The organism is Paenibacillus sp. DS2015 (genome assembly GCF_050433705.1).
Taxonomy (GTDB): Bacteria; Bacillota; Bacilli; order Paenibacillales; family Paenibacillaceae; genus Paenibacillus_AQ.
The window spans coordinates 1-21287 of record NZ_JBNPWS010000048.1 but is presented as its reverse complement, the minus strand read 5'-3'; the positions used below and the strand labels follow the sequence as shown (position 1 = coordinate 21287).

The 21287-nt window shown below is 42.9% G+C and carries 16 protein-coding genes and 2 pseudogenes; 2 read left to right on the top strand and 16 right to left on the bottom strand.

The genetic code is table 11. From position 1 onward, the window contains the following. The first annotated feature begins 19 nt into the window (after window positions 1–19). Window positions 20–358 (top strand): site-specific integrase, encoded by a 339-nt coding sequence (locus J2T13_RS24995; protein WP_429375283.1) that lies wholly within the window; start codon window positions 20–22, stop codon window positions 356–358. Beyond that, a pseudogene (locus J2T13_RS24990) lies at window positions 309–869 on the top strand (IS91 family transposase); the annotation flags it as partial. The gene J2T13_RS24995 and the pseudogene J2T13_RS24990, both read left to right, overlap by 50 nt. A gap of 797 nt (window positions 870–1666) precedes the next feature. Here J2T13_RS24990 and sigJ read toward each other — a convergent pair. The 16 genes and pseudogenes from sigJ to J2T13_RS24910 all read right to left on the bottom strand — a co-directional run bounded on the left by sigJ (window position 1667) and on the right by J2T13_RS24910 (window position 21161). Continuing rightward, a complete protein-coding gene (gene sigJ, locus J2T13_RS24985) occupies window positions 1667–2530 on the bottom strand; it encodes an RNA polymerase sigma factor SigJ (protein ID WP_429375282.1) in 864 nt (287 codons plus the stop codon). A 39-nt stretch (window positions 2531–2569) separates the two neighbouring features. After that, complete coding sequence (locus tag J2T13_RS24980) at window positions 2570–3754, bottom strand: NAD(P)/FAD-dependent oxidoreductase (protein ID WP_429375281.1); 1185 nt, start codon at window positions 3752–3754, stop codon at window positions 2570–2572. A 364-nt stretch (window positions 3755–4118) separates the two neighbouring features. Then, window positions 4119–4895 carry a hypothetical protein gene (locus J2T13_RS24975; RefSeq protein ID WP_429375280.1) on the bottom strand — a complete coding sequence of 259 codons (777 nt, stop codon included), beginning with the start codon at window positions 4893–4895 and terminating at the stop codon, window positions 4119–4121. Between the two features lie 272 nt (window positions 4896–5167). After that, entirely contained in the window at window positions 5168–5866 is a 699-nt protein-coding gene (locus tag J2T13_RS24970) for a DUF4386 domain-containing protein (protein WP_429375278.1), read from the bottom strand. A gap of 24 nt (window positions 5867–5890) precedes the next feature. Then, window positions 5891–6799 (bottom strand): NAD(P)-dependent alcohol dehydrogenase, encoded by a 909-nt coding sequence (locus J2T13_RS24965; RefSeq protein ID WP_429375277.1) that lies wholly within the window; start codon window positions 6797–6799, stop codon window positions 5891–5893. Between the two features lie 14 nt (window positions 6800–6813). Beyond that, window positions 6814–7512, bottom strand: a complete 699-nt coding sequence (locus J2T13_RS24960; RefSeq protein WP_429375275.1) for an ATP-binding cassette domain-containing protein — start codon at window positions 7510–7512, stop codon at window positions 6814–6816. Next, window positions 7505–7882, bottom strand: coding sequence for a GntR family transcriptional regulator (locus J2T13_RS24955; RefSeq protein ID WP_429375273.1), 378 nt, complete (start codon window positions 7880–7882; stop codon window positions 7505–7507). The genes J2T13_RS24960 and J2T13_RS24955 overlap by 8 nt, the downstream gene beginning before the upstream one ends. Before the next feature lie 2 nt (window positions 7883–7884). Next, window positions 7885–8631 (bottom strand): hypothetical protein, encoded by a 747-nt coding sequence (locus J2T13_RS24950; protein WP_429375271.1) that lies wholly within the window; start codon window positions 8629–8631, stop codon window positions 7885–7887. 317 nt (window positions 8632–8948) lie between these two features. Beyond that, window positions 8949–9146: pseudogene (locus J2T13_RS24945) on the bottom strand (transposase); the annotation flags it as partial. A 470-nt stretch (window positions 9147–9616) separates the two neighbouring features. Then, window positions 9617–10102, bottom strand: coding sequence for a nitroreductase family protein (locus tag J2T13_RS24940; protein WP_429375270.1), 486 nt, complete (start codon window positions 10100–10102; stop codon window positions 9617–9619). A gap of 448 nt (window positions 10103–10550) precedes the next feature. Continuing rightward, on the bottom strand, window positions 10551–12671 hold the full coding sequence (locus J2T13_RS24935) for an alpha-L-rhamnosidase C-terminal domain-containing protein (RefSeq protein WP_429375268.1): 2121 nt from the start codon (window positions 12669–12671) through the stop codon (window positions 10551–10553). 14 nt (window positions 12672–12685) lie between these two features. Further along, window positions 12686–13576 carry a carbohydrate ABC transporter permease gene (locus J2T13_RS24930; RefSeq protein WP_429375266.1) on the bottom strand — a complete coding sequence of 297 codons (891 nt, stop codon included), beginning with the start codon at window positions 13574–13576 and terminating at the stop codon, window positions 12686–12688. Window positions 13577–13591: 15 nt separating this feature from the next. Continuing rightward, the gene (locus J2T13_RS24925) at window positions 13592–15508 is read right to left on the bottom strand and encodes a DUF5711 family protein (protein ID WP_429375264.1); all 1917 of its coding nucleotides are present in this window, start codon (window positions 15506–15508) and stop codon (window positions 13592–13594) included. Between the two features lie 106 nt (window positions 15509–15614). Further along, the gene (locus tag J2T13_RS24920) at window positions 15615–17282 is read right to left on the bottom strand and encodes an ABC transporter substrate-binding protein (RefSeq protein ID WP_429375262.1); all 1668 of its coding nucleotides are present in this window, start codon (window positions 17280–17282) and stop codon (window positions 15615–15617) included. 252 nt (window positions 17283–17534) lie between these two features. Further along, window positions 17535–18653: a GntR family transcriptional regulator gene (locus J2T13_RS24915; protein WP_429375261.1), complete on the bottom strand. Its 1119-nt coding sequence runs from the start codon at window positions 18651–18653 to the stop codon at window positions 17535–17537. Window positions 18654–18794: 141 nt separating this feature from the next. Further along, complete coding sequence (locus tag J2T13_RS24910) at window positions 18795–21161, bottom strand: alpha-L-rhamnosidase N-terminal domain-containing protein (protein ID WP_429375259.1); 2367 nt, start codon at window positions 21159–21161, stop codon at window positions 18795–18797. Window positions 21162–21287 lie beyond the last annotated feature (126 nt).

Below are 21287 nucleotides of genomic sequence, written 5' to 3'. Positions count from 1 at the left end.
AAAGGAAGGTGTGTTATCTATGCAAGATTGGATTCAATCCATGACGTTTTCAATGGAGTTACGAGGTTTTGCCAAAAGTACTCAAAGAACTTATTTAGCCCATATGCGACGTTTCTATTCATTTTGTGGTAAGCCTCCTGCATCCGTTGGGTACGATGAAGTTCGAGCTTTTCTTCATCATGCCATTAAAACGAAGAAACTCAGTTCTGCCTACGTGAATTCTGCTTATGGCGCCATCAAGTTTTATTACCAATCTGTGCTTTTTCGCGAATGGAACATGCTACATGTTCCGAGAGTGAAGAAGAAATCTTTGTTTTTTGAAAAAAGCTTATGCAGAGCAAGCACTAATATTTACTGAGACCTCTCTGCCCTACGCAGAGGAATCCTCTTTTCTCGCGCTCATAGAAGCACTCTATGAACCGGATTGGATCGTCTATTGCAAAAAAACGTTCAAGAGTTCCATTCACGTCGTCAAATATTTAAGTCGGTACACGCACAAGACGGCGATTTACAACAATCGGCTGATCGCGATGGATGATCAGACCCTAACCTTTCATTTCAGAGATTACAAAGATGATGACAAAGTGAAGCCTCTGACTCTGGATGCGATGGAGTTTATGCGAAGATTCATGATGCATGTGCTACCCTCTGGGTTTCAAAAGATTAGATATTATGGCTTTCTTAGCAACGCCAACCGAAAAACAAAACTACTGAAGTGTTTGCGTCTAACTCGTACGCCGATTAAACCCAAAGTAAAATTAACAGCGAAAGAACTTATTTTCAAGTTAACCGGTGTGGATATTTCCCTTTGCCCCTCTTGTGGAGGAACTTGGTGTCAAATATTGGCGTTGAATCCGGGCGGTGGGTGAGCGCGATGAAATGGCATACTTTTTGTCACGATGCCTGATCTGGGGAGGGGGAAGGTATGTCTTCATTGGTGAATTAGCACGCTGACCTTAGCCGTATGAAAATGACGTCTCCTATATTGTGCTACATTCAGAGATGGAGGTAAATAACAAACTCCATAGGTGGTAGGCTAGCAAATATTCGCGGCATCGTTCAACATGGATTTGCGCAATTGCCGCGTAGCTTCGCTACTCATATGATATCGTTATTCAAAGCCTTCATACTGTGCTTATGAAGGTCTTTTTTTGCGGGCAACTGCGCAACCAATCCAATGAGGTCGTGAACACGAAACGAAGTCATTTTTAGATCAAAGTTCAAACATGAAACCATCACTGCTATAATAGAACCATGTACGAGGAACCTTATTCTATAAAGGTTTATATTCATCCAAGTATGATTTAATTAGTTCTTTTATGATATTAGGTGAGGGTTTGTCTCCTTAAAAAATCACCCTGTTCTCGTATACCACATGTGTGGAGTAGACCGTGATAACAAACAATGAATGTTGTCCGAAGGAATAGTGTTTGCTCAGTATATCCGTATGAAAGATCTCAATATCATGCTTACAACGGTACGGTTAGACTTATAAAGGCGATTTTGCTATCCTCAAAATAAAGATGAATCAAAGAAACCCAACAATTAATCACTCGGGTTCTTTGTTTTCGTTTATATAATTAGCAACTCTACTATTTGCTTTACCACCATGCGCAATACGCATCTCCATAACAGTTCTAACTGTGATTATTTTCAAATCATCTTTTCATTTCAATATATGCCTCAGCTTATCTGGATTCCTAACAAAGTAGAAGTTTCGAATCGAATTGCTCTCGACATGCATGAGCGCAACAGTTACGTTGCCCTCTCCTGAACGGATAACAAGTCCTGTTTGGCCATTTATCTCCCTCATTTCTACATGCATGCTTCCTTCGTAATGAGAAGCCTTACGGATTAAGCCGAGTAGGAAACGGGTGACGAGATCGCACGATTCAATAGGATGGACAGCGGCGAAAGCTTTCCCCCCTCCATCTGAGACCAACACGACATCTTTGGCGAGCATGGATACAACCATATCCACGTTACCCTGTTCGAGAGCCGCTAATAATCGACGGACCCACTCTTCGCTTGCTGCTTCGGGATTGACTGGTTCATCGGGTGTAATCCCCATCTTGCCTCTTGCACGGCTGATCAGCTTGCGGCAATTCGCTTCGCTTTTACCAACGAGCTCCGCAATATCAGCATATTCAAATCCGAGCGCCTCACGAAGCACGAACACTGCCCTTTCCGTAAGGGACAGCCTTTCAAGCAATACGAGCATAGCATAAGACAGCAACTCGCCTTGAACAACTGATTCAAGCGCTTCATCATTCGGAGTAAGAATGGGCTCAGGAAGCCATTGTCCGAAATACTGTTCCCGCCTCTTACGCGCCGATTTGAATATATCTCGACAGCGATTAGTTACCATTTTGCACAAATATGCTTTGGGTTCAACCAAATGTTCCAGCTTTACATCATGCAACTTCAAGAATACGTCCTGCACAACATCCTCCGCATCGGAGAGCGATCCAGTCAGTTGATAAGCAAGCGTAAATAGCAGCCCTTTATAATGCTCATATAACTTTTGCATCCCCAAATTCCACCCTTTTCCACGTACCCTCTATTTATATTATTTTAACAAACTTGCCGAATCCCATGTGAATTTCCTTATTCGCCAACCCAGCTTTCCTGAAAAAATAATATCTATCCCCCATTTATGTGTCCATACCATTCCCTGCTTCGGACCTAAGGAAAAACAAAAAAAGTCAATAAACTCCTTATGTGGGGGTGCTGGATGCCCTGCAATATCCGCCGACAAAATCTTTCCAAGCCTCGCCGCTTGGGCGGTGGCTTCCTTGCACGTCTTCCCGTCCACCCGTCCGCTAACAAGGTCTATGATTTGCGCGCAGTCGCCAATACTGTATACACCCTGGGCCCCTTGAACCCGGTAACTTGCATCTACGATCACGTATCCTTCCGAAGTGATGTGCACCCCGATGCTTTGCAGCATTGGGTTGGGTAACAGTCCCAGCGTCCAGACACATAGGCCAACGGACATCGTCTCACCGTTAGATAAGGTTATCTCCCCCTCTTTTTCCTGTAATACCCTTCTCCCATGTAAGGTAGTTACTCCGCAAGCGTCAAGTGAACGTTCCAGTTTAAGCCCTACCTTTGCCGGGCCTTCTGGGAAAAGTCTCTTATTCGCGTTAAATAATTTCACCCTTATAGCACTCGGGTCAAGTCCCAATAATACCGCATCTTCACGAATATAATAAGCTAGTTCAGCAGACGTCTCGATACCGCTTATGCCAGCTCCAACAACGGCAATGGTCATTAATCTCTGACGTTCATTCGCGCTTTTTTCCTTTACGGCTTTCTTTATATTTGCGCGCCACACCTCTCGAATCTTCCACGCATCTTCTAAACTCGCTAATGCCATACCTCCCTGATCAAGGTCTGGTTGCCGCACGACGCTGCCCACCGCCAAAACGAGGAAGTCATATTTTATTAAATTCTTATTTCCTTCAGCATCCTGACAAAGTACCCTTTTCTCCCCTGATTCGATTTTCGTTACAGTGGCCTGAACGAATTCAACACCATCGGGAAATAAACTTGTCAGAGGAATAGTAATATCTTCATCTCCGACTGCGGGCTTAAAAAGCAATACTTTGCGAAAGTGATAAGGGTTCTTATCGATTAAAATAAGCCGAAGTATTCGTTTACTTGCTTGACCCTTAAATCTTTTCCGAATTGCTTTAACTGCATTAATACCTGCATATCCTCCGCCAACGACAATACATGTCAATTCTTTCATTGCAACCACTCCTTGATCCATTTGCATATAAAACGAGATAAGGGTTCGTTTTGTGACAACAACGATATGTCGATGACTGCCGATGGTCTGTTTTTAAAAAATTCTGCAGGGAAAATAATCAGATGCAGCGATTCATCGTCACACTCTGATATGTTCCTATCTCTAACTCTGAAAACGGAGAAACCGAGTGAGATCAGGAATATTACCAGGGATCTCACTCGGTTAATTTTATGCTTTAAAGGGCAATTAATTTGAGTTATCATACTCTTTATTCATGGATTCACTCTGACTTATCCCGAGATTATTCCGTTTTTGGCAAGTCTTTATTTGTCTATTTCAAATGAAACGGTTCCCCGCGCTGTTTCTATCGGCAAGTTAGATTAGCCAACCGGCGTATCTCATCGCTTAACCTTCGATTGACCGGATACACTTCTTCTATGAAATTTAAAATGCGAATTGCCGATTCGGGAACATGATCGTATCCCTGTATCATGTCTCCAATGATTTCCGCAAATCGGGGATATCTCTTCTCTAAACGCCTCTCATTCCCGAACGGGTCGGGATAGTAATCCACCTCATTCTCCAATAGATGGAGCACGGATAGAATCCTATCTATAGCGTAACCTTGAACAAATCTCGTAGCGGATAAGCGCTCTCCCCTTGCATAGCGGCCGAGCCCTACGTATAGATTTGTTAAGGCTTCATTCAAAGGAAAGTCCAAGGAATCATTTTTTAAGGTGGGGATCGGATTGGAAGGTTTGGCAATTTCCGTATTGCCATACATCGGATCCTTCCATATGACCCGGCCCCCGGTATAAGAGGCGTCCGCCAGCTCCCATTCCTCGAATACAGCATATTCCCCGAAAATTCCGTCCTCGAACAGTACCTTGTACCCGTCATCTGTATTCTTAAATGAATAGGCAAGAGGGTGTATTTCTTCGAGCCAATCCAATCGGTCGATATATCTGTTCTTCTCCCCCTGTTTCACAATAACAAAGAAATCTAAATCCGAATAATCATCCAACCGTTCTGTCTCGACCCCAACGGAACCAACGCCTAATAATAAAAGGGCCCCCCCTTTACGTTCGAGCGACTTACCGATCTCATTGAGCCGCTGTAAAAGCAATTCTGTTCTCAGCATACGAATCCTCCCAGGTTTTGAATGCAAAAAGGGTCCAACACACTTCTCAGCGAGGTTGAACCCGAAGGTTACATTGCCTTTTTTATTCTATTGTAAAGTTATCACGAATAAATTGTTGCTGTCAATCGTAATAAATTGCTCCTACTTATGGTAAGGTTCACCGTATCATAAGTAGGGTGAACCTTACCATAAGTAGGGTGAAACTAAAGGGAAAGATAACTCATTCATACCTTTGTTGATTTTACTATAATTTAACTAAAACTAATTGATCATCAGGCCTTGGCCGACTTCGAATCGATTGCGGAAACATTGAATCCTTTAACTATGAGCCACACCGCGAGGATCATTTCGTTAGCTGCTATTGGCATCGCCAAAATCCCCCAAACAGAAAGCTGTTCACCTACACCGAACATTACTAACAAGGCATAAATAAAAACAAGTATTGACGATGTCATACCCAAGATGGATATTAATCTGGGTACGAGCTTGGATTTATAGAATATATAACTGTACATCATCGTGTTGATACCTAGAAAGAAAAGAGGCCCAAGCATAAAGGTCCAGTCTTTTATGGCTTTTAATAATGTACCTGAAGCTTGATAAGAGACGATATCTGAGGCTCCTGCTGCTACAAATTCCCGGCTTAAGGTCAATAGGGACAGTATGCTGATTATACCAACAGTAATGACAATCGCTTCAAGAAACCTGAAACAAACATGCCATAGTGCAATAGTTTCATTATATTTCCTTAAAAATGGAAACATTGTAGTTGCAGTGCCAACTGCTGAAATGACAAGTATTAACTCTATAAGTGCTCCAAGTATCACCTGGTTAGCATGTTCCGAACCTTTAATTAGATAATCCGGACCATTTAGGATCGGATCGTATAAAAGAAGACCTATTATCGCCGAAACCGCCGCAAGTATAAATAGTACCCCCACTATGATTGCACTCTTCCTATTGTTACTCATTTGTTTGCCTCCCTTTTTTTGATATCATTTCCTCACAGTTATGACTACGTTCCCCTTTTTATGTCTTTTTTCGACATAGCTATGAGCATCGGGAATCTGTTCAAATGAATAGCATCTATCTATGACCGGTATGATCTTTTTAGCCTCAATAAGCTCTTTGAGGAAGACTAGATCTTCAACACTATCCTTTCGTGACATATCTACATTCACATATTTTCCATTAGAACGAAGCGCTCTCTTGCATGTTGATTTTGTGATTTTCGATGTTTTTTTCCCTACGGCATCAAATATTAAATCATAACGTTCTCCACTGGCTATGAAATCCTGTTTCGTATAATCAATTATCCTATCGGCTCCTATAGATTGCACCATTTCAAGATTCGTGGTGCTGCATACCCCTGTTACCTCAGCCCCATAATATTTGGCAAGCTGTACCGCATAAGTACCTACACTTCCAGAAGCTCCATAGATGAGAACCTTTTGTCCGCTCTCAATATTACCTTTTCTAAGAAAACTCAATGCTGTCAATCCCCCAATTGGAACAGCGGCTGCCTCCTCATAGGTCATATTGGTCGGTTTGATGGTCACCATGCCATCTTCAGGCAGACATTTGTACTCGGCATGTGCACCAAAACGATTACCACAGAACGCAAACACATGATCACCTTTCTTAAATCGTTTTACACCTTCGCCTACTGCTTCAACTTCACCAGCTAATTCAAACCCTAATATCGTTACTTTTTTGGGCCTTAGGAGACCATTGTAAAGTCTTGCAAGGAATGGGTCCGCCTTTCGCATGCGCCAGTCCCCTGCTGTTACCGTTGTCGCAACTATTTTCACAAGTATTTCATTGTCCTTGGGGGTAGGTTTTTCTACCTCTTTCAGATGAAGAACATCCGGCGATCCGTATTTGGTGTATACCATTGCTCTCATATTTATCCCTCCTATTAGACATAAGTCTTCTTCATCCACTCCGTGATACCAAGACCCTCTAATTCATGTAATTCATCCACATCAGTCATTCTTAGTAATGATCCGTCTTTTATAGCAATGAAGCAATCTAGTAATGATTCGATTTCCGCAATCTCATGGCTCGTCATGATGAGTGTCTGATATTCCAAGTCAACATAAGAAATCATCCCTTTCACGATAGATTCTCGCACCATAGGATCAAGTCCGGACAATGGTTCATCCATCAGAATGTAGGGTACTTCTCTGGCCAAAGTAAGCATGATTTTTAATCGAGCACGATTTCCTTTCGAGATATTTTTGATTTTTATATGAGGTTCTAGCTGCATAAATTTCATGATTTCTTCGGCTTTAGTAAGGTTAAAGTCAGTATATTGGGAAGCCTGAAAATCCATCGCTTCGCTTACTGTGAATATAGAATAAAAAGAATCAAGCTCCGATAAATATGCAACGACTTTGCTGATTCTTCGATTGGCAGTCTCTCCATTTACCGTTACCTTCCCATTCGTGGGATGCGCTAATCCGGAAATAAGCTTCAATAACGTAGACTTCCCACTACCGTTCTCACCCACAATGCCAATGATTTTACCTATGGGTAGAGTTAATGAAATGTCCTTAAGTGCGGACTGTTTCATATATTTTTTAGAAACATTAGTCAGTTGAATCACGTTACTCATCTCCTTTATCAAATTTGTGTAAGTGGTCTTTCAGACCTGAAATAATCTCAAGTGAGCTGTATCCCATTTCCTGCATGACCTGAACGAACAACTGAATCTGCTCATGTTTCAAATGATCACGTTGTTGAACCAAGCGATCTTCTTGTTCCGTAACAAATGTACCTTGACCTCTTTTCGTTTCCAGGATACCCTCACGCTCCAACTCACTGTAAGTCCGTTGAATTGTGTTTGGATTAACACTGTATTTTATCCCCATATCACGGACAGAAGGTAGCTTCTCGCCTGCTTTCAATTCTTTGCTTACAATCTGTCGATTGATTCGATCCGCTAATTGCAGATAAATTGGCTTTGACGCATTAAAATCATCCATCGTTACACCTCAACTTTGTTGTCAATAATCCATGCGGTCAGAAAGAATAACCCAATGATGATAAAGAAGTTATAGAAATATTCTCCTGTATATACTTGTATAGGGTCCAATGAAAAAGTTGAAAAACTAAAATTAATCTCCATGCTTCCCCATTGTGTCAATAACCTATACAGTTTAGTGCTTTCGAACAAGGTAGATATCCATCCTGTTAGGATGACCGTGCCAATAATTACTAACCAGCTCCAACGCCCGATTTTAAATTTAAGGAATTGATATAGGGCCCACAAAAACATCACCAACACGCCAATCAACGTAGAAATCAAAATAATATGAGGAAATATCAGTAATCCCGACATCCAAGTATCCGTCCAATTCGCTTCAATTAAACTGAACTTGGGTATAATCAACAATCCAGACATTACATATAACATCAATAATGAAATAACGCTCATAATCAGCCCGTTCACTATTTTACTAATTAGCAAAGTAGAAGCCGATTTTGGATTATGCAGCCATAAATGTAGCTGATTTGCCTCCGTTTTCAAACTGATAAACACCATAATCGGAACATATAAAACATGAAGAACAATAGTCGCCGCTACAGGAATGAACATAAGTAAAGTATCCTCTACATTCATTCCCAAATATATCGTCAACATTGTAATCAATAAATTAATGAGTAGTCCTACGAAAAATAACGTTCTTGTTAATTTAAAATCTTTTTTGAATAAAGCTACCCATGCCCTCATTTAAATCACTCCTTCTTAATGAAATTGAACTAATGAATTAGTGTTCTAATGACATAGTACACTAATTCATTAGTTTATGTAAATAGGCAAAAAAAAAAAAAAAAAAAATAGGAAGCAAAGAAGGATCTGGACCCTCTGTCAAGGACACTAAATAAAAAAGAGTTGTACTCAAAGTTACGCAGCCGACAAAAGATGATTCCTGTATTGAACGAGACCACTGAAAAACTTGCGTTTTTAATTTGTTGAAGACATGTTTTAAATCAAAAAAGCGATATTCCGTTCAAATTTAAACGGAATATCGCCTTTCTTTTATTTTTTTACTTTGATTCTTTCATGAGTGTAATGATTCGCTTGAGATTAACAGAAAATATTGCCATGGCACCTTGCATCTGCATGCCAATTAGACCCGAGGAGGATGCCACATCAAACCCGTGTCTGTGTTTGTGTTCACTATTTTTTGCCTCGATTTTATAACGTTCTTTCGATTTCTCTTTGAACTCATCGCTATTCTGAAAGTACACTTCACTTAGCAGTTACCTGTGTCAGCGCAACACTCGATAGGGGTAGTTGGTTAGACCTTGCCCCACAAGGACTTTCACCTTGTCAGATGAACCAAACTTCTTGGCGTACTAACGTTGCGCATTTCTGACGTTCAAGCGGCTTAAGTGACCAAAGGGAACGGGTCGTCAGATATAGCTGGTTGAATGTATCGCCTGATTAAAATTCTCTGAAATCCCCCTTGGCGACCAAGGAGCGCCATCGACGATGCTGTAAAACTTTGTTATATGACGCCCTCATCCACAATGCTTGCCATTAATGTAAGCTGCAGCAAATCCATAAAAACCTCGATCACCATATGCAGCGGTGCTAGCAAGCATAGCCAGTACGGCCTCAAAAAACGCTTAAGTTTCCACATTCGTTCACCTTCACTTCTTTACACTGTACAACCAACTGAAATATCAGATTCATCCGACAGGTTGTTGTTTTAGGATAGATACTTGATTTTTGATATCATCGGTGTTCTCGGTTTGGCATTTGGAACTTCCTCAGGATACCCAACTCCAAATACACCAATAACATCGTAATCTTCAGGCACACCGAGAATTTCACGATTATGCGGTAAAGCACCCAAAGAAGCCCAATATGCACCTACACCCTCTTCATGTCCAGCTAATAAGAAATTTTGTGCAAAACAGGAGGAAGCTATGACATTCTCGTCACGTTCGAACGAAGTGGGGGCGGGTTTGGATAATATGGCAAGAACAACAGGCGCGCTGCCAAAGTCCGTTTTATGATTTAATTTCGCTCTAGTATCTGGTCCAAGAAAAAGAAGCTCCCATGGTTCGGTCATACGATGATTAGGCGCGTAACTTGCAGCTTCGAGCCAGATCATCAAATCGCTTTCACTAATGGGGTCAGACTTAAACATTTTAATACTTCTGCGTGTTTTAATTAGATTGGTTATTGTCATTTTCCACTTCATCTCCATCGTTTTTATTATCGTTCGAATAATAGATTCTCCACATCGATATGTAATATATTAACTTCTATTAGTTTAACATGGAAAATCATTCAGAGATCTATAGAAGTAATGAGAACTCAAAATAGACAACCTGCGTAAGCGAATGTTCTTGCGATCGCTGTTATATCCAGATTCTTGAACGAAGAATGTGGTTGGAATCCTTATACAAAGGCGAACGCTGACGCTTCTCCAGAATCATTCGCTTACTCCGTTGATTATTTTATGGGTTCATCTTCTTCTAAACAGAACAAAAACCATAGACCAAAATAGCTGTACAGGAATACTCCCTGCACTGCTATTTTTTCATGTTCGTCATTATTTCTCTTCAAAGCGAGCGCTGTCTCCCCAGCTAGGTAGCTGCTTTTGTGACAACCTCTATTGTCTCAATCATATTTCCCTATGCTTCTACCGCCAGCTTAATTCCTTCTGGAAGCCGTAAAATATGCGGTTCCGAATGTCCCTCTTCCCAGCCTGTTTCAATTGGACCAAAGGGTGTTGGAATGCTGCCCATGCAGGTCCCAATTCCGGTCAACTTCTGTGGACGGAAAGCGATACTCCGATAGCCCGGCTCCAGTGGTGTAATGCCCAGTACCCGCGATAATATCCAATGAACAGGAGTGCCTGCCCAGCTATGACAGAGACTCATTCGATATGAATTGTAGGCGGTATAGGTTGTTAAAGCATCATGAAAGTCTCTCTCATGTTTAAGCGTTACGCTCTCCCAACAGGTGGTCGCACCTTCCTCCAGCATTTTACCCCACACTGTTGATATAGCTTTCCAAGCCTTTTCCTGTAGCCCAAATTGTGAACAGCATTCGGCCAACCAATAAGCGGACAACGGTGTTATCGGATCCTGTATTTGATAAGAGCGCAGGAATGTCTCACCTTCATCATTCGAGACATACCCTGCCATGATACCCATAAGCTTCGTAATCAGCTGTTCACCAGAAAGGAAGCTCTCCTCTTCAATCTGCGGATGACTCCAGTCATTTAATTCGGTCAGCTCTGGTATGAAGCTTTTCAGCTTGCGAAGATTATCCCCTGTTATACGGAATAAAGCCTGCATGCCTAGAACCCCTTCTTCCGGCCCCATCGGCACCCATTCCATCAGCGTTGGTGTAACATTGAGCAATACATGAGTATTAGGATCAACATTGCTCTCCACTAGCCGGCAGTGTCTTACGATATCATGCTCAATGGACAAGACAAACTCCTTATCTCCAGTGTGCAAATAGTACTCCCATACATTATTCAACCACCACAGCGTATAGGAAGGAATCGCGTTCATCCAATAACCGTCTGGTGTCCCTTGCCCAAGCTCCACAATAGAACGGCGAAGCACAGCAAGATCATCCCATAATACATAATCGGCTTTGGCAGCTAGATAAAAGTCATAGGTCCAGTTCAATCGATCTCGCTTAATCCCATCCCATAATCCAATCTGATGACATACGCGATTCGTATGCAAGGAGATATCGAATATTTGTTTAAGTAGCGCTGAATCTGTCCGAAGCGACCCCGTTTGATTTAGAGCTACTCCCACTTCTTCCCCCTGCCACTCTAATTCAAATGGATATCCTTCATCCGCCAGCACATACATACGGAAATAACGAAGACCTTGCGGAAGGGTAGTGTGAACTCCGCCTGCTTCAAGCTCAATAGTTTCTGTAATTAATCCTTCATAATGTTCAAGCTCCTGCAGCGATTCCGCACCATTCCATACAATTGTAAGTGATGTATTAGAACGATTCTTGAGGTGAAAGCGCATATTGTATTCTTTGTCCAAATCCAACACACAAACAGGCATGCTAGACAAGTTCATCTCACGGATAAAAGTGTTCCTATCACGCCATTCCGTTTGCTTCCGAACATGATAGAAAATATGAAATTCATTGCGAATCGGCGCCGGAATATGAATATTTCCTTTCCCGCTTCCGCTGAGCAGAACTTGGTTGTTAAGCAACTGTGCCTTTGCCTCATTAACTGACAATAGAGAAACACACTCTAATGGAGAGGCAACGATATCTCTAAACCCTCCTGCTACGAACCATTCCGGTCCTTCTTCCAAATCACCGTAAGGCTCCTCACCGAGCAAGCAGATGCTAGCTGCTTGTTCACCATTCGCAAGCCATGATTCGTCTGTGCAAAGCCAATAATGATCTGCCTTCAAATAAGCGATACAGCCCACTTGTCTTCCCTGAAGATGAATATTGATCGGCACTACTGGAATGATATTCGTGCATATAATTCGTAGCCGAAGTGTATGCTCACCAGCTTCAAGACTCATCGGGAAAGATAGTATCCGATGGAAAGTACAAATATTAGCTGCACTTTCTTCCATTACACCAACAATGTTGCCGTCCAATTCCACCTCAACTGCACCGGTCAGCGCAATTCGAAACTCTATATGGTCTGCAGTGGATTCAAGCATGAAGGATTTCACTAATTCTACCTTGCTCGTCTTCTCACGATCACCATGCCATATCCATTGAGGGAGCATCTGTAGTTTATCTATCATTGATTATTCCACCTTTACATTTTCAAAGCGCCCTGTGTCATGCCTTGAATATAATATTTCATCCCGAAGGAGAAGATCAGAATAAGCGGTATCGAAGAGATGCCATAGGCTGCGAATTTAGTGCCCACATCGGTAATACCGAATTGCTTCGTGAATTGTGTCAATCCTACCGAAATAACTTGAATACTGCTGTCTTGAATCGTCAGCAACGGCCAAATATAGTCATTGTACACGCCTACAGACTGCATAATGAATAAGGTAGCCAAGATAGGCAGGGAGAGCGGTATGACGATCTGAAAGAAAACACGCATTTCAGACGCCCCATCAATACGTGCCGCTTCGAACAATTCGCTTGGCAGCCCGGACATAAAGCTCCGGCATAGAAACGTACCGAATACTTGCCCTCCGGCAGCAGCGGCAATAATAATAACCCACGGCGTGTTTGTCAGATTCATACTCTCATACAGTACATAAGAAGGAATTAAGGTTAGAATGCCTGGAATCATCATAATGGCCAGCATCATGAGAAACAGCATCTCTTTGCCGGGAAACTCCTTCTTGGCAAAGATATAACCGGATATAGCGGATAGAAGCATAACTAGAAAGCTTGCAGCTATCGCATAAACCAATGTATTGATGATATAACGCCAAATACTGTTGAAAGCTTCACTATAATTTCCCCATTTGGCAGGCGAAGGCAGTCCCCAGAAGTTCCCTAGAATTTGAGAATTGCTCTTCAGTGAGCTGACTACCATGAACAGAATTGGAACTAGCATCAGGACAACGAGCAGCCCCAGCAGTATGACGTTGATAATTTGATTGATGCTCATGTTCCCTTTGAACAGACCCTTGTTTTTAACCTTGGCTCCGACCTTCAATAACTTCGCATCCTGACTAGTGATCATGGTTGTGTCCCTCCCTTAATCATTCGGTGTTTTAATAAATTTCATGTTGATGATAGTAATGACCAGGACAACCATGAACATACTTACACCAAGTGCTGATGCATAGCCAAGGTCATTGAATTTAGTAGCGGCATAGTACATTTGCAAGGCAGGTACATAAGTTGAATCCATTGGACCTCCGCCCGTGACAATCAGAATGCCGTTAAAGTCTTGAACGATGCCAATCAGTGCTAAGATGAGCAAAAACTTGAACTGACCCGCAAGAAGCGGCAAATGAATGGACCGAATAATCCGCGGCAAGCCTGCTCCGTCAATTTTAGCGGCTTCAATTAGCTCACCTGAGATCGATAGTAGGCCTGCATAGAAAACAAGTAACTGAAGGATACCGATAAACGGGAAGCCCATAAAGATAATAGCCCATAATGCGGTGTTCGGATCGCCGAGCCAACCATGCGCCCATGAGCCTAGTCCAATGACTTCCAATAGATTGTTGAATAAGCCTACGTTAGGATCATAGAAATTTTGCCAAATCAATAGCATCGCAACACCTGGTATAACCATCGATGCCGTAAATGCGGTACGGAAGCCGTACTGCAGCTTCTTGCTCCGCAAATGATAGATTAACTCCGCAACTATCAGCGGAGGAATTAGCGTTTTAATTAATCCCGTTACGATGAGCAGTAATAGATTTCCCATTCCTTTGGTTACGTACGGATCATGAATCATTCGCTCGAAGTTGTCTAAGCCGATGAAGGTTGTCCTTCCGCCCGGTTGCCAGTCATAGAAGGAATGAATCAGTCCTGAGAATGCTGGATAATATTGAAAGATGAATAGAAGAAGAAACGTCGGTGCAAGACCGAAATACACCCATTTGGAACGCCAGATGGAACGAAAGACACCCAGACGATTTCTTTTCTTCATATATAACAATAGAGAGAGCAAGCCCGCAAATAGGACGAGTGACCCAACAGCCCACAAAATCATGGTCACCCTTGCTTTGCCTTTAGCTTCCTCAACCACGCTTCCTACATCGAACTTGTAAATAGCTCCTTTACCCGCACCTGTATATAAAGTCTTACCTTCATTGTCAAATTCAACTTGCCGACCCTCGACACTTACTTTGCTTTCCCATAGCTTCTTGCCATTATGATCAAAGATATAGAAGTAACCAGATAAATCTGAAGCACCGACACTCGCTCCATCTCTAGAAAAACTCACATCTGTAACGATATCCTTCGTTTGTATGATACCGCTCGTTTTTCCATCTTGATTAAATAATTCTATCGTACTCGATTTCGTACCGATGGCCATAACGCCCTCATCTGACACGGCGATACCTTGAATTTGGTCACTTGCAGCTGCTTTATAAACAATCTCTTTATTCTCATTAATGAGGTAAGCATATTGATCCGTTGCAGCAACGGCAATCCACTTCCCGTTCGGAGATACCTTGACATATTTCATTGTCGTTCCGATTGTAACCGCATCATTCTGCTCACCAGTAGCTTCATCGATGAATAGCAGCTGATCGGAACGCTGGGCAACCAACGCAAACACAGTACCATCTTGTGAAGCAGAAATGCTCTTGACTTGTTTCTTCATATCGATATCCCATAGTTGTACACCGTCTTGGTCATAAGAATATAGATGACGGTCATCTGAAGATATAAATAAATTTCCGTTAGTAAGCAGTTCAACTCCTGTGACAACATTGCCTGTTTTCACTTCAAAGAGTTGGTTTCCATCTGCATCATACATTAAAGCTTGATTACTGTGCGTACCAATTGCCAGACGCTTGCCATCCTCCGCTACAGATATGGAGGTAATATTCCCTGCTCCTTCGATGGACCAACTGTCTTTAGCCAAAGCAGCCTGCGGGATAACGCCTAGCAGCAGTAGTAATGCCAAAAACATCCATGCGCTTTTTCTCATGATGGTCCTCCCTTTCTTTCCGTCCCTGTGACGGCAAATGCCATATTCTTATCAATAATGGTCAATCTGCACAGGCTAGTCACCTGTGCAGATTGAAGCTAGCGCATTAACGTTCTGGCGGTCTGCGTTCTGGGTTCTCTATGTCAGACAATTCTCGTTTCATTTCTTTCATAGCAGGCTCCATATACTTATCAATATTAGCTTGGAGCTGTTCCAAATATTGATCGGTTGTTACTTTGCCAGCAAAGAAACGTTGCACTAAACCTACCCAATCTTGAATGGATGGTTGATGATCCCACATTCCGCGAGCTAGATTGTTAGCTGCACTGTTATAACCCTCGGTATTACCGATCGGCTCAAAGTCAGCGAACGCAGAATTCATTTCATCCGGAAGCACAACGTCTTTAAGTGCCGGAGCACCAGACAGAGCTGCATCAGAACTATTCTGAGTAGCCTCTGCATATACGAGGTAACCTTCAGGACTAGTCAAATACATCATGAAGTCCATATTCAACTCATTTTGTTTCGCATCCTTATTCACGATACCGTAGAAGCCAACCGGAATTTGAATGGTACGAGCAGGCGCCAATACCTCTGGGCCTTCCATGGATGGCATATTGAAGAATCCATATTCAAACGGCTTCACGCCGCCTTTTGCACCTGTTTTTTCCTCATCAGCAAAATCTTTAGGCAATTGCCAGTAAGATCCCGGCGTACCTACCATTGTTGCTGCCTTTCCAGTTAAGAAGAGGTTATAAGCTTGCTCCTCTTTAACACCGAAGAAGCCTTCAGGAACATAGCTAAACAATGTTTTCAAGTTCTCCGAGTAATTTTTCCATTGTGGATTTCCAGCGATTTTGAAAGGACCCTCTTTATCTTTAATCGCTTTCCATAGTCTCATTTCGTTTTTCGTTACATTGCTGTTAGAGTCATTAAAAGGATCAGTTAGATCATACTTATAGGTGTCATCTATACCAGGCACGAATGAGTAGTCTTGTTCCTGGGAACGGATTACATTAATATAATCACGCAAATATTGATCAGCATAGATACGAACCAACCAGCCTGCTTGACCGCTCCACATCGATTTGGAATCGCCCGCAAGAGCTAGCGGTGTGTATCCCGCTTCTTCTGCTTTTTTGAAGGCATCAATCAACTCTTTGAACGTTTTAGGCGCTTCAGTAATTCCTACTTTTTGGAAGATGTCTTTATTGTACATCCATACAATTTGCACAGATTCGAAGTTAAGGTTGAAGAGAGTATCCTCCGTGCTTACTCCTTCCAAGTTAATGCCCATTGCCCTGAGGTCAAAGCTTTCCTTCCAAGGCTTGCCTGTGTAATTGTTCGTTTTATCAAAGTATGGATAGTAATTCGTGAATTTACCGTCATTCACTAATCCGCCAACTTCGTTATTATTCACGATATCTACACTTGGTTCGCCTGCTGCGAATTGAGCCGTCAACCACTCTTTGTAGCCGTCAGGGGGTTTATTATCCACATTTACCTTAACACCTGGATTCTTTGCCATATAAGCATTAGCAACCGCATTCCAGACTGAGGACGAAGCATTCATTAAGGAAATGTTAATGTTACCGGTCAGCGTGGAAGCTGGCGTTTCGGTACCTGCCGGGGTTTCTGCTTCGGCTGGCGCTTTGTTTGCAGCGGCATTGGTCCCACCGTTTTTCCCTGATGAACCATCTTTGGCGCAAGCCGTCAATATGGACAGCAGCATTACGATGCTCAAGAGAATGGCAAATCCTTTTCTTTTGATCATGTTAGTCTCCCCTTGCCCTTATTTTTTTGAAAATTAAGCGCTTCCATTCTGACTCCAAAAAAAATGCGGCGCTCTGTCGCAAAGTATAGATCTATTTAGTTCGTATACTTTATATCAAAAAGTATACGATTATAGAGAGACTTTTGCAACAACTTTTTCAGTAATAAATGGTTGCTTAGGGATCATTTAACTTATCGTTATTGTATTCAAAAAAAGCTCCCGTATACTTGGGGAGCCTGCTTATTCACTATTCTACTTACCTTTTTGCTTGGAAGAAATCGGAGCTGTGCTGTCTCTCAACACGAGTGTGGGAACGATTTCGTCCTTCACCAATCGATTCTCGCCATCCTTAAGATCGAACAAGAGAATCTCTGCGGCACGTTCGCCTAGCTTTCTTGTATTCTGGTTAATAGTCGAAAGTCTTGGGTACGAATACTCACTCGTCTTCACATCATCAAAGCCTATAATACTAATCTCTTCAGGAATTTTCATGCCCAAACTTCTAGCGCCATTCATGGCGCCAATCGCTTTATAATCACTTGTGGCAAATATAGCTGTAGGCGGATCCGGAAGCGCCATTAACGCTCTGAAACCTTCTTCTCCCATCAATACTCGTTCATCATCTCCAGCCATAACAGCAATAAGATCAGAATCGAATGGCAACTGATGCTGTGACAAGGCAAGACGATAACCCTGCAGCCTTAGAGAGAACTCTTGGTTTAAATCCACTAGAGAATTACCGGTCAATATAACACCAATTCGCTTGTGCCCAAGAGACAGCAAATGCTGAGTAGCCAGATACCCACCTGTAAGGTTATCCACGATGACATAAGGTATACCCAAATGCGGGTAATAGAAGTGAACTGTTACAATACGCCGATTCTCTTCCTGCCAGGCTGTAAGGCGTGTCAAATCAAACCCGCCACTCATAGTCAACAAGATAATACCGGCATGGGGATCGTCCGGAAGTTCGTAATTTTCACCGATATCCCATATATAGAACGCGATCTCATTCTCATCACATATTTGCTTGATCCCTTCAAACATATCTGTAAAGAACGGGTGGTTAAACGTATTCACTTCATAGTTCCGATGCGCGAAATAAATCGTACGAATATTCTGCATACCAGCGGAAGTCGGGTTCTCACTAACGAAACTCCCCTTGCCCCGAACCCGGTAAACAAAACCCTCCTGAACAAGGTCGGATAATGCCCTTCGGGAAGTAATTTCGCTCGTATTATACTCCTTCGCTAACTCAATTTGAGTCGGAAGAGGATCATGTGGTTTAAGCTCTCCTGCACTAATCTTGCGTTTAATGTCATTCATTATATATTGATACATCGGAGTCTTGTCCGTCTTATCGATATCCATCAAACCATCACTCCTTACTTAATTGAGTTAAGTATACTTTAATATAAATGTTTGCGCAAGGTAAAAGGCAGTGCTAGACCTAAGCGGTCAGGCACTGCCTTTGCAATTATGGGTGCAATTCCGCCCCATTCATATGCGTATTTAATTCAAGCATTCCACTCGTTCAATTGCAGCCATAATCCCAGTAACTCTAACTTTTTCTTCATCCGTTTCTACTGACAATTCCTCTAGTCCAATCGCTGTCCAAGCGATTCCCTTCGGTAAGGTTGCAGCGTAGCTGATTACCCCGTTCTTATCAAGCTTCCATTCGGCTTGTATATCACCTTGTCGAGTTGGAATATTCCCTTCCACCCATTCAATGCCTGTTACGGCTGTCGGTTGCAGAATAACAGATCCAACACCAAGTTCAGTTACATCAACACCAAGTAATTGCTCACTTAATAAATACGTAGGCGATGCTCCCCATCCATGACATAGACTAACAGGAATGGAGTCTTGCAAATAGGTAGGCGTATGACCTAAATAAGGGCTAGGCGTTGTAACGAATGGCAGAGATGGATCGAATGTTTCCCACCAGGTTGTAGCTCCTCTATCCAGCATGGAGCCCCAATAATCACGAATTTGAGTAATAGCCGCTTCCGCGAATCCGTAACGGAATAACGTCTCCAATACGATATGGTAGATGAATGCTCCGCGAATCCGAGGCAATCTTTCCGGCAAATAATAGTCCTGAACAAAGGCCACCACTTCTGTCTCATCCATGATGCCTGACCACGCTGCAGCGAAATTGGTCTGTGCAGTCACGCTTGCCGATAAACCTGCATCAGTTAGACAATCCGCATAGATTGTTGTACCTGGTACTTGAAGCAGATTGCGAATGGCTTCGCGCAGGGTGATCGCTTTCGCCTGGAGAGCTGCACCAGCTTCGCTTTCACCCAACTCCTCAGCCATTAAAGCTGAGGTAATCAGAAACTTATAATAGAAGCAAGAAATAGCTGTCACGCGATCTTCCCGTTCAATATCATCTGACCAGTCAATGAAACACCACCAGCCTTCGCGATCCGCACTTGCAAACAATCCCGTTGCATCCTCCTGATCAGCAAACCAATCTATGAGCCTATTCACATACGGCCACACCTCATGCAGAAAGCTCGTATCCTTGGTATAGGCATAATACTCCCATACACCAAAAAGCCAATGTGCACAGAAATCAGGCAACAGGAATGAATTATGCTGCGGACCCGTACCCGGTATAGAACCGTCCTCATTTTGAATTCGTGCTGCTTGCAGTAAGGACTTGCGAACGAGCGCTGGATCATCGAAGGTTTGATAGACTACCTTGGCCATGACCACCGAATCCGCTACCCATAAAGCTCCCTCACGGTGCGGGCAATCTTCAAAATGGTTCTGGCTGTTGACGATTGTCGTATAACGGCCCGTCTCCCAAATTTGATTTAATCGTTCATCACTGCAACTGAAATTGCCTCTATCACCGAACGGATAATGAACGAATCGAACCTGAAGGCTTCTTACTTCAATCGGGACAGGTGTAGCCATAACAGCTACTTTCATATAACGGAATGCCCGTCTCCCGAATGGAGACAGCCGATTAGTCCCTTTCTGAAGAAGGTAAGTGTCCATCAGAGCTACTTCCAGCGATTCTCCATAAAACAATTGCAAGACTCCGCCATCTTCTGCGAACACTTCCAGCTCCGGATAACCTACGACTTCAGCTCCAAAATCATAAGTAATTTGTGGGAAAGAACCCGGTACTGACGCATCGATCATGACTGACCGAGCTGATGATAACGGTGCCTCCGGTGATCGTATCGCCCCCATAAAAGACTCAGAGGACACAACGGAAACAGGTGAAACAAGCGTCTCCTTAAGGAAAGGTATTTCCCGCGGCATCAGCCTCGGCCATGGAGAATCGGCTTGCTCAGCTTCTGCAAGTACAGCAGCCATTGGCCATGAACTATCCTCATAATCTGATTGTTCCCATCCATCCTCTTGGGAGAGATCCATTATTTCGCGATATCCCCCCCAGTAATGGAGACGACTGACTTCTGGCTTCCAGCGCGGCGAACGTCTGCATTTCCAGTCCGAACCACTCGCAATTGTCCGAATGTTGCTGCCAGCTGCCGCACCCTCATCATATAAATCCAACTGACAAATCACACCGCCAGGTCCTTGCAATTGCCCCGTCACAATCCTATCCTTGCCGAAGTTATGTGCGAGAATAGCTATGACATTGCTTCCCTCTCGCACATAATTGGAAACGTCATACGTATCGAATGAGATCCAGGAAAGATCGGCCGGAGTAGGCCCCCTTCCAATCTCAACACCATTCACATATAGCTTATAGAACTGATTAGCCGAAACTCTCAGCTTAGCTAGATTGACTGCCTTATCTACAACAAAGATTTTACGAGTTTCCACATAAACATTGTTATCATGAGCAGTTCCTGCTGCCCATATCCACTCCGCCTGCCAACTTTCCTGTATCATGACGTTCCTCCCGTAATTAAACATTAAGGTTAGTAACTCAACTTTCGCAGCTGGATTATCAGCTTAAACCCTTAAGACCGTAAGAAGAAATCAATAAATTTATCCGTATTGACAAAAACACCTCGC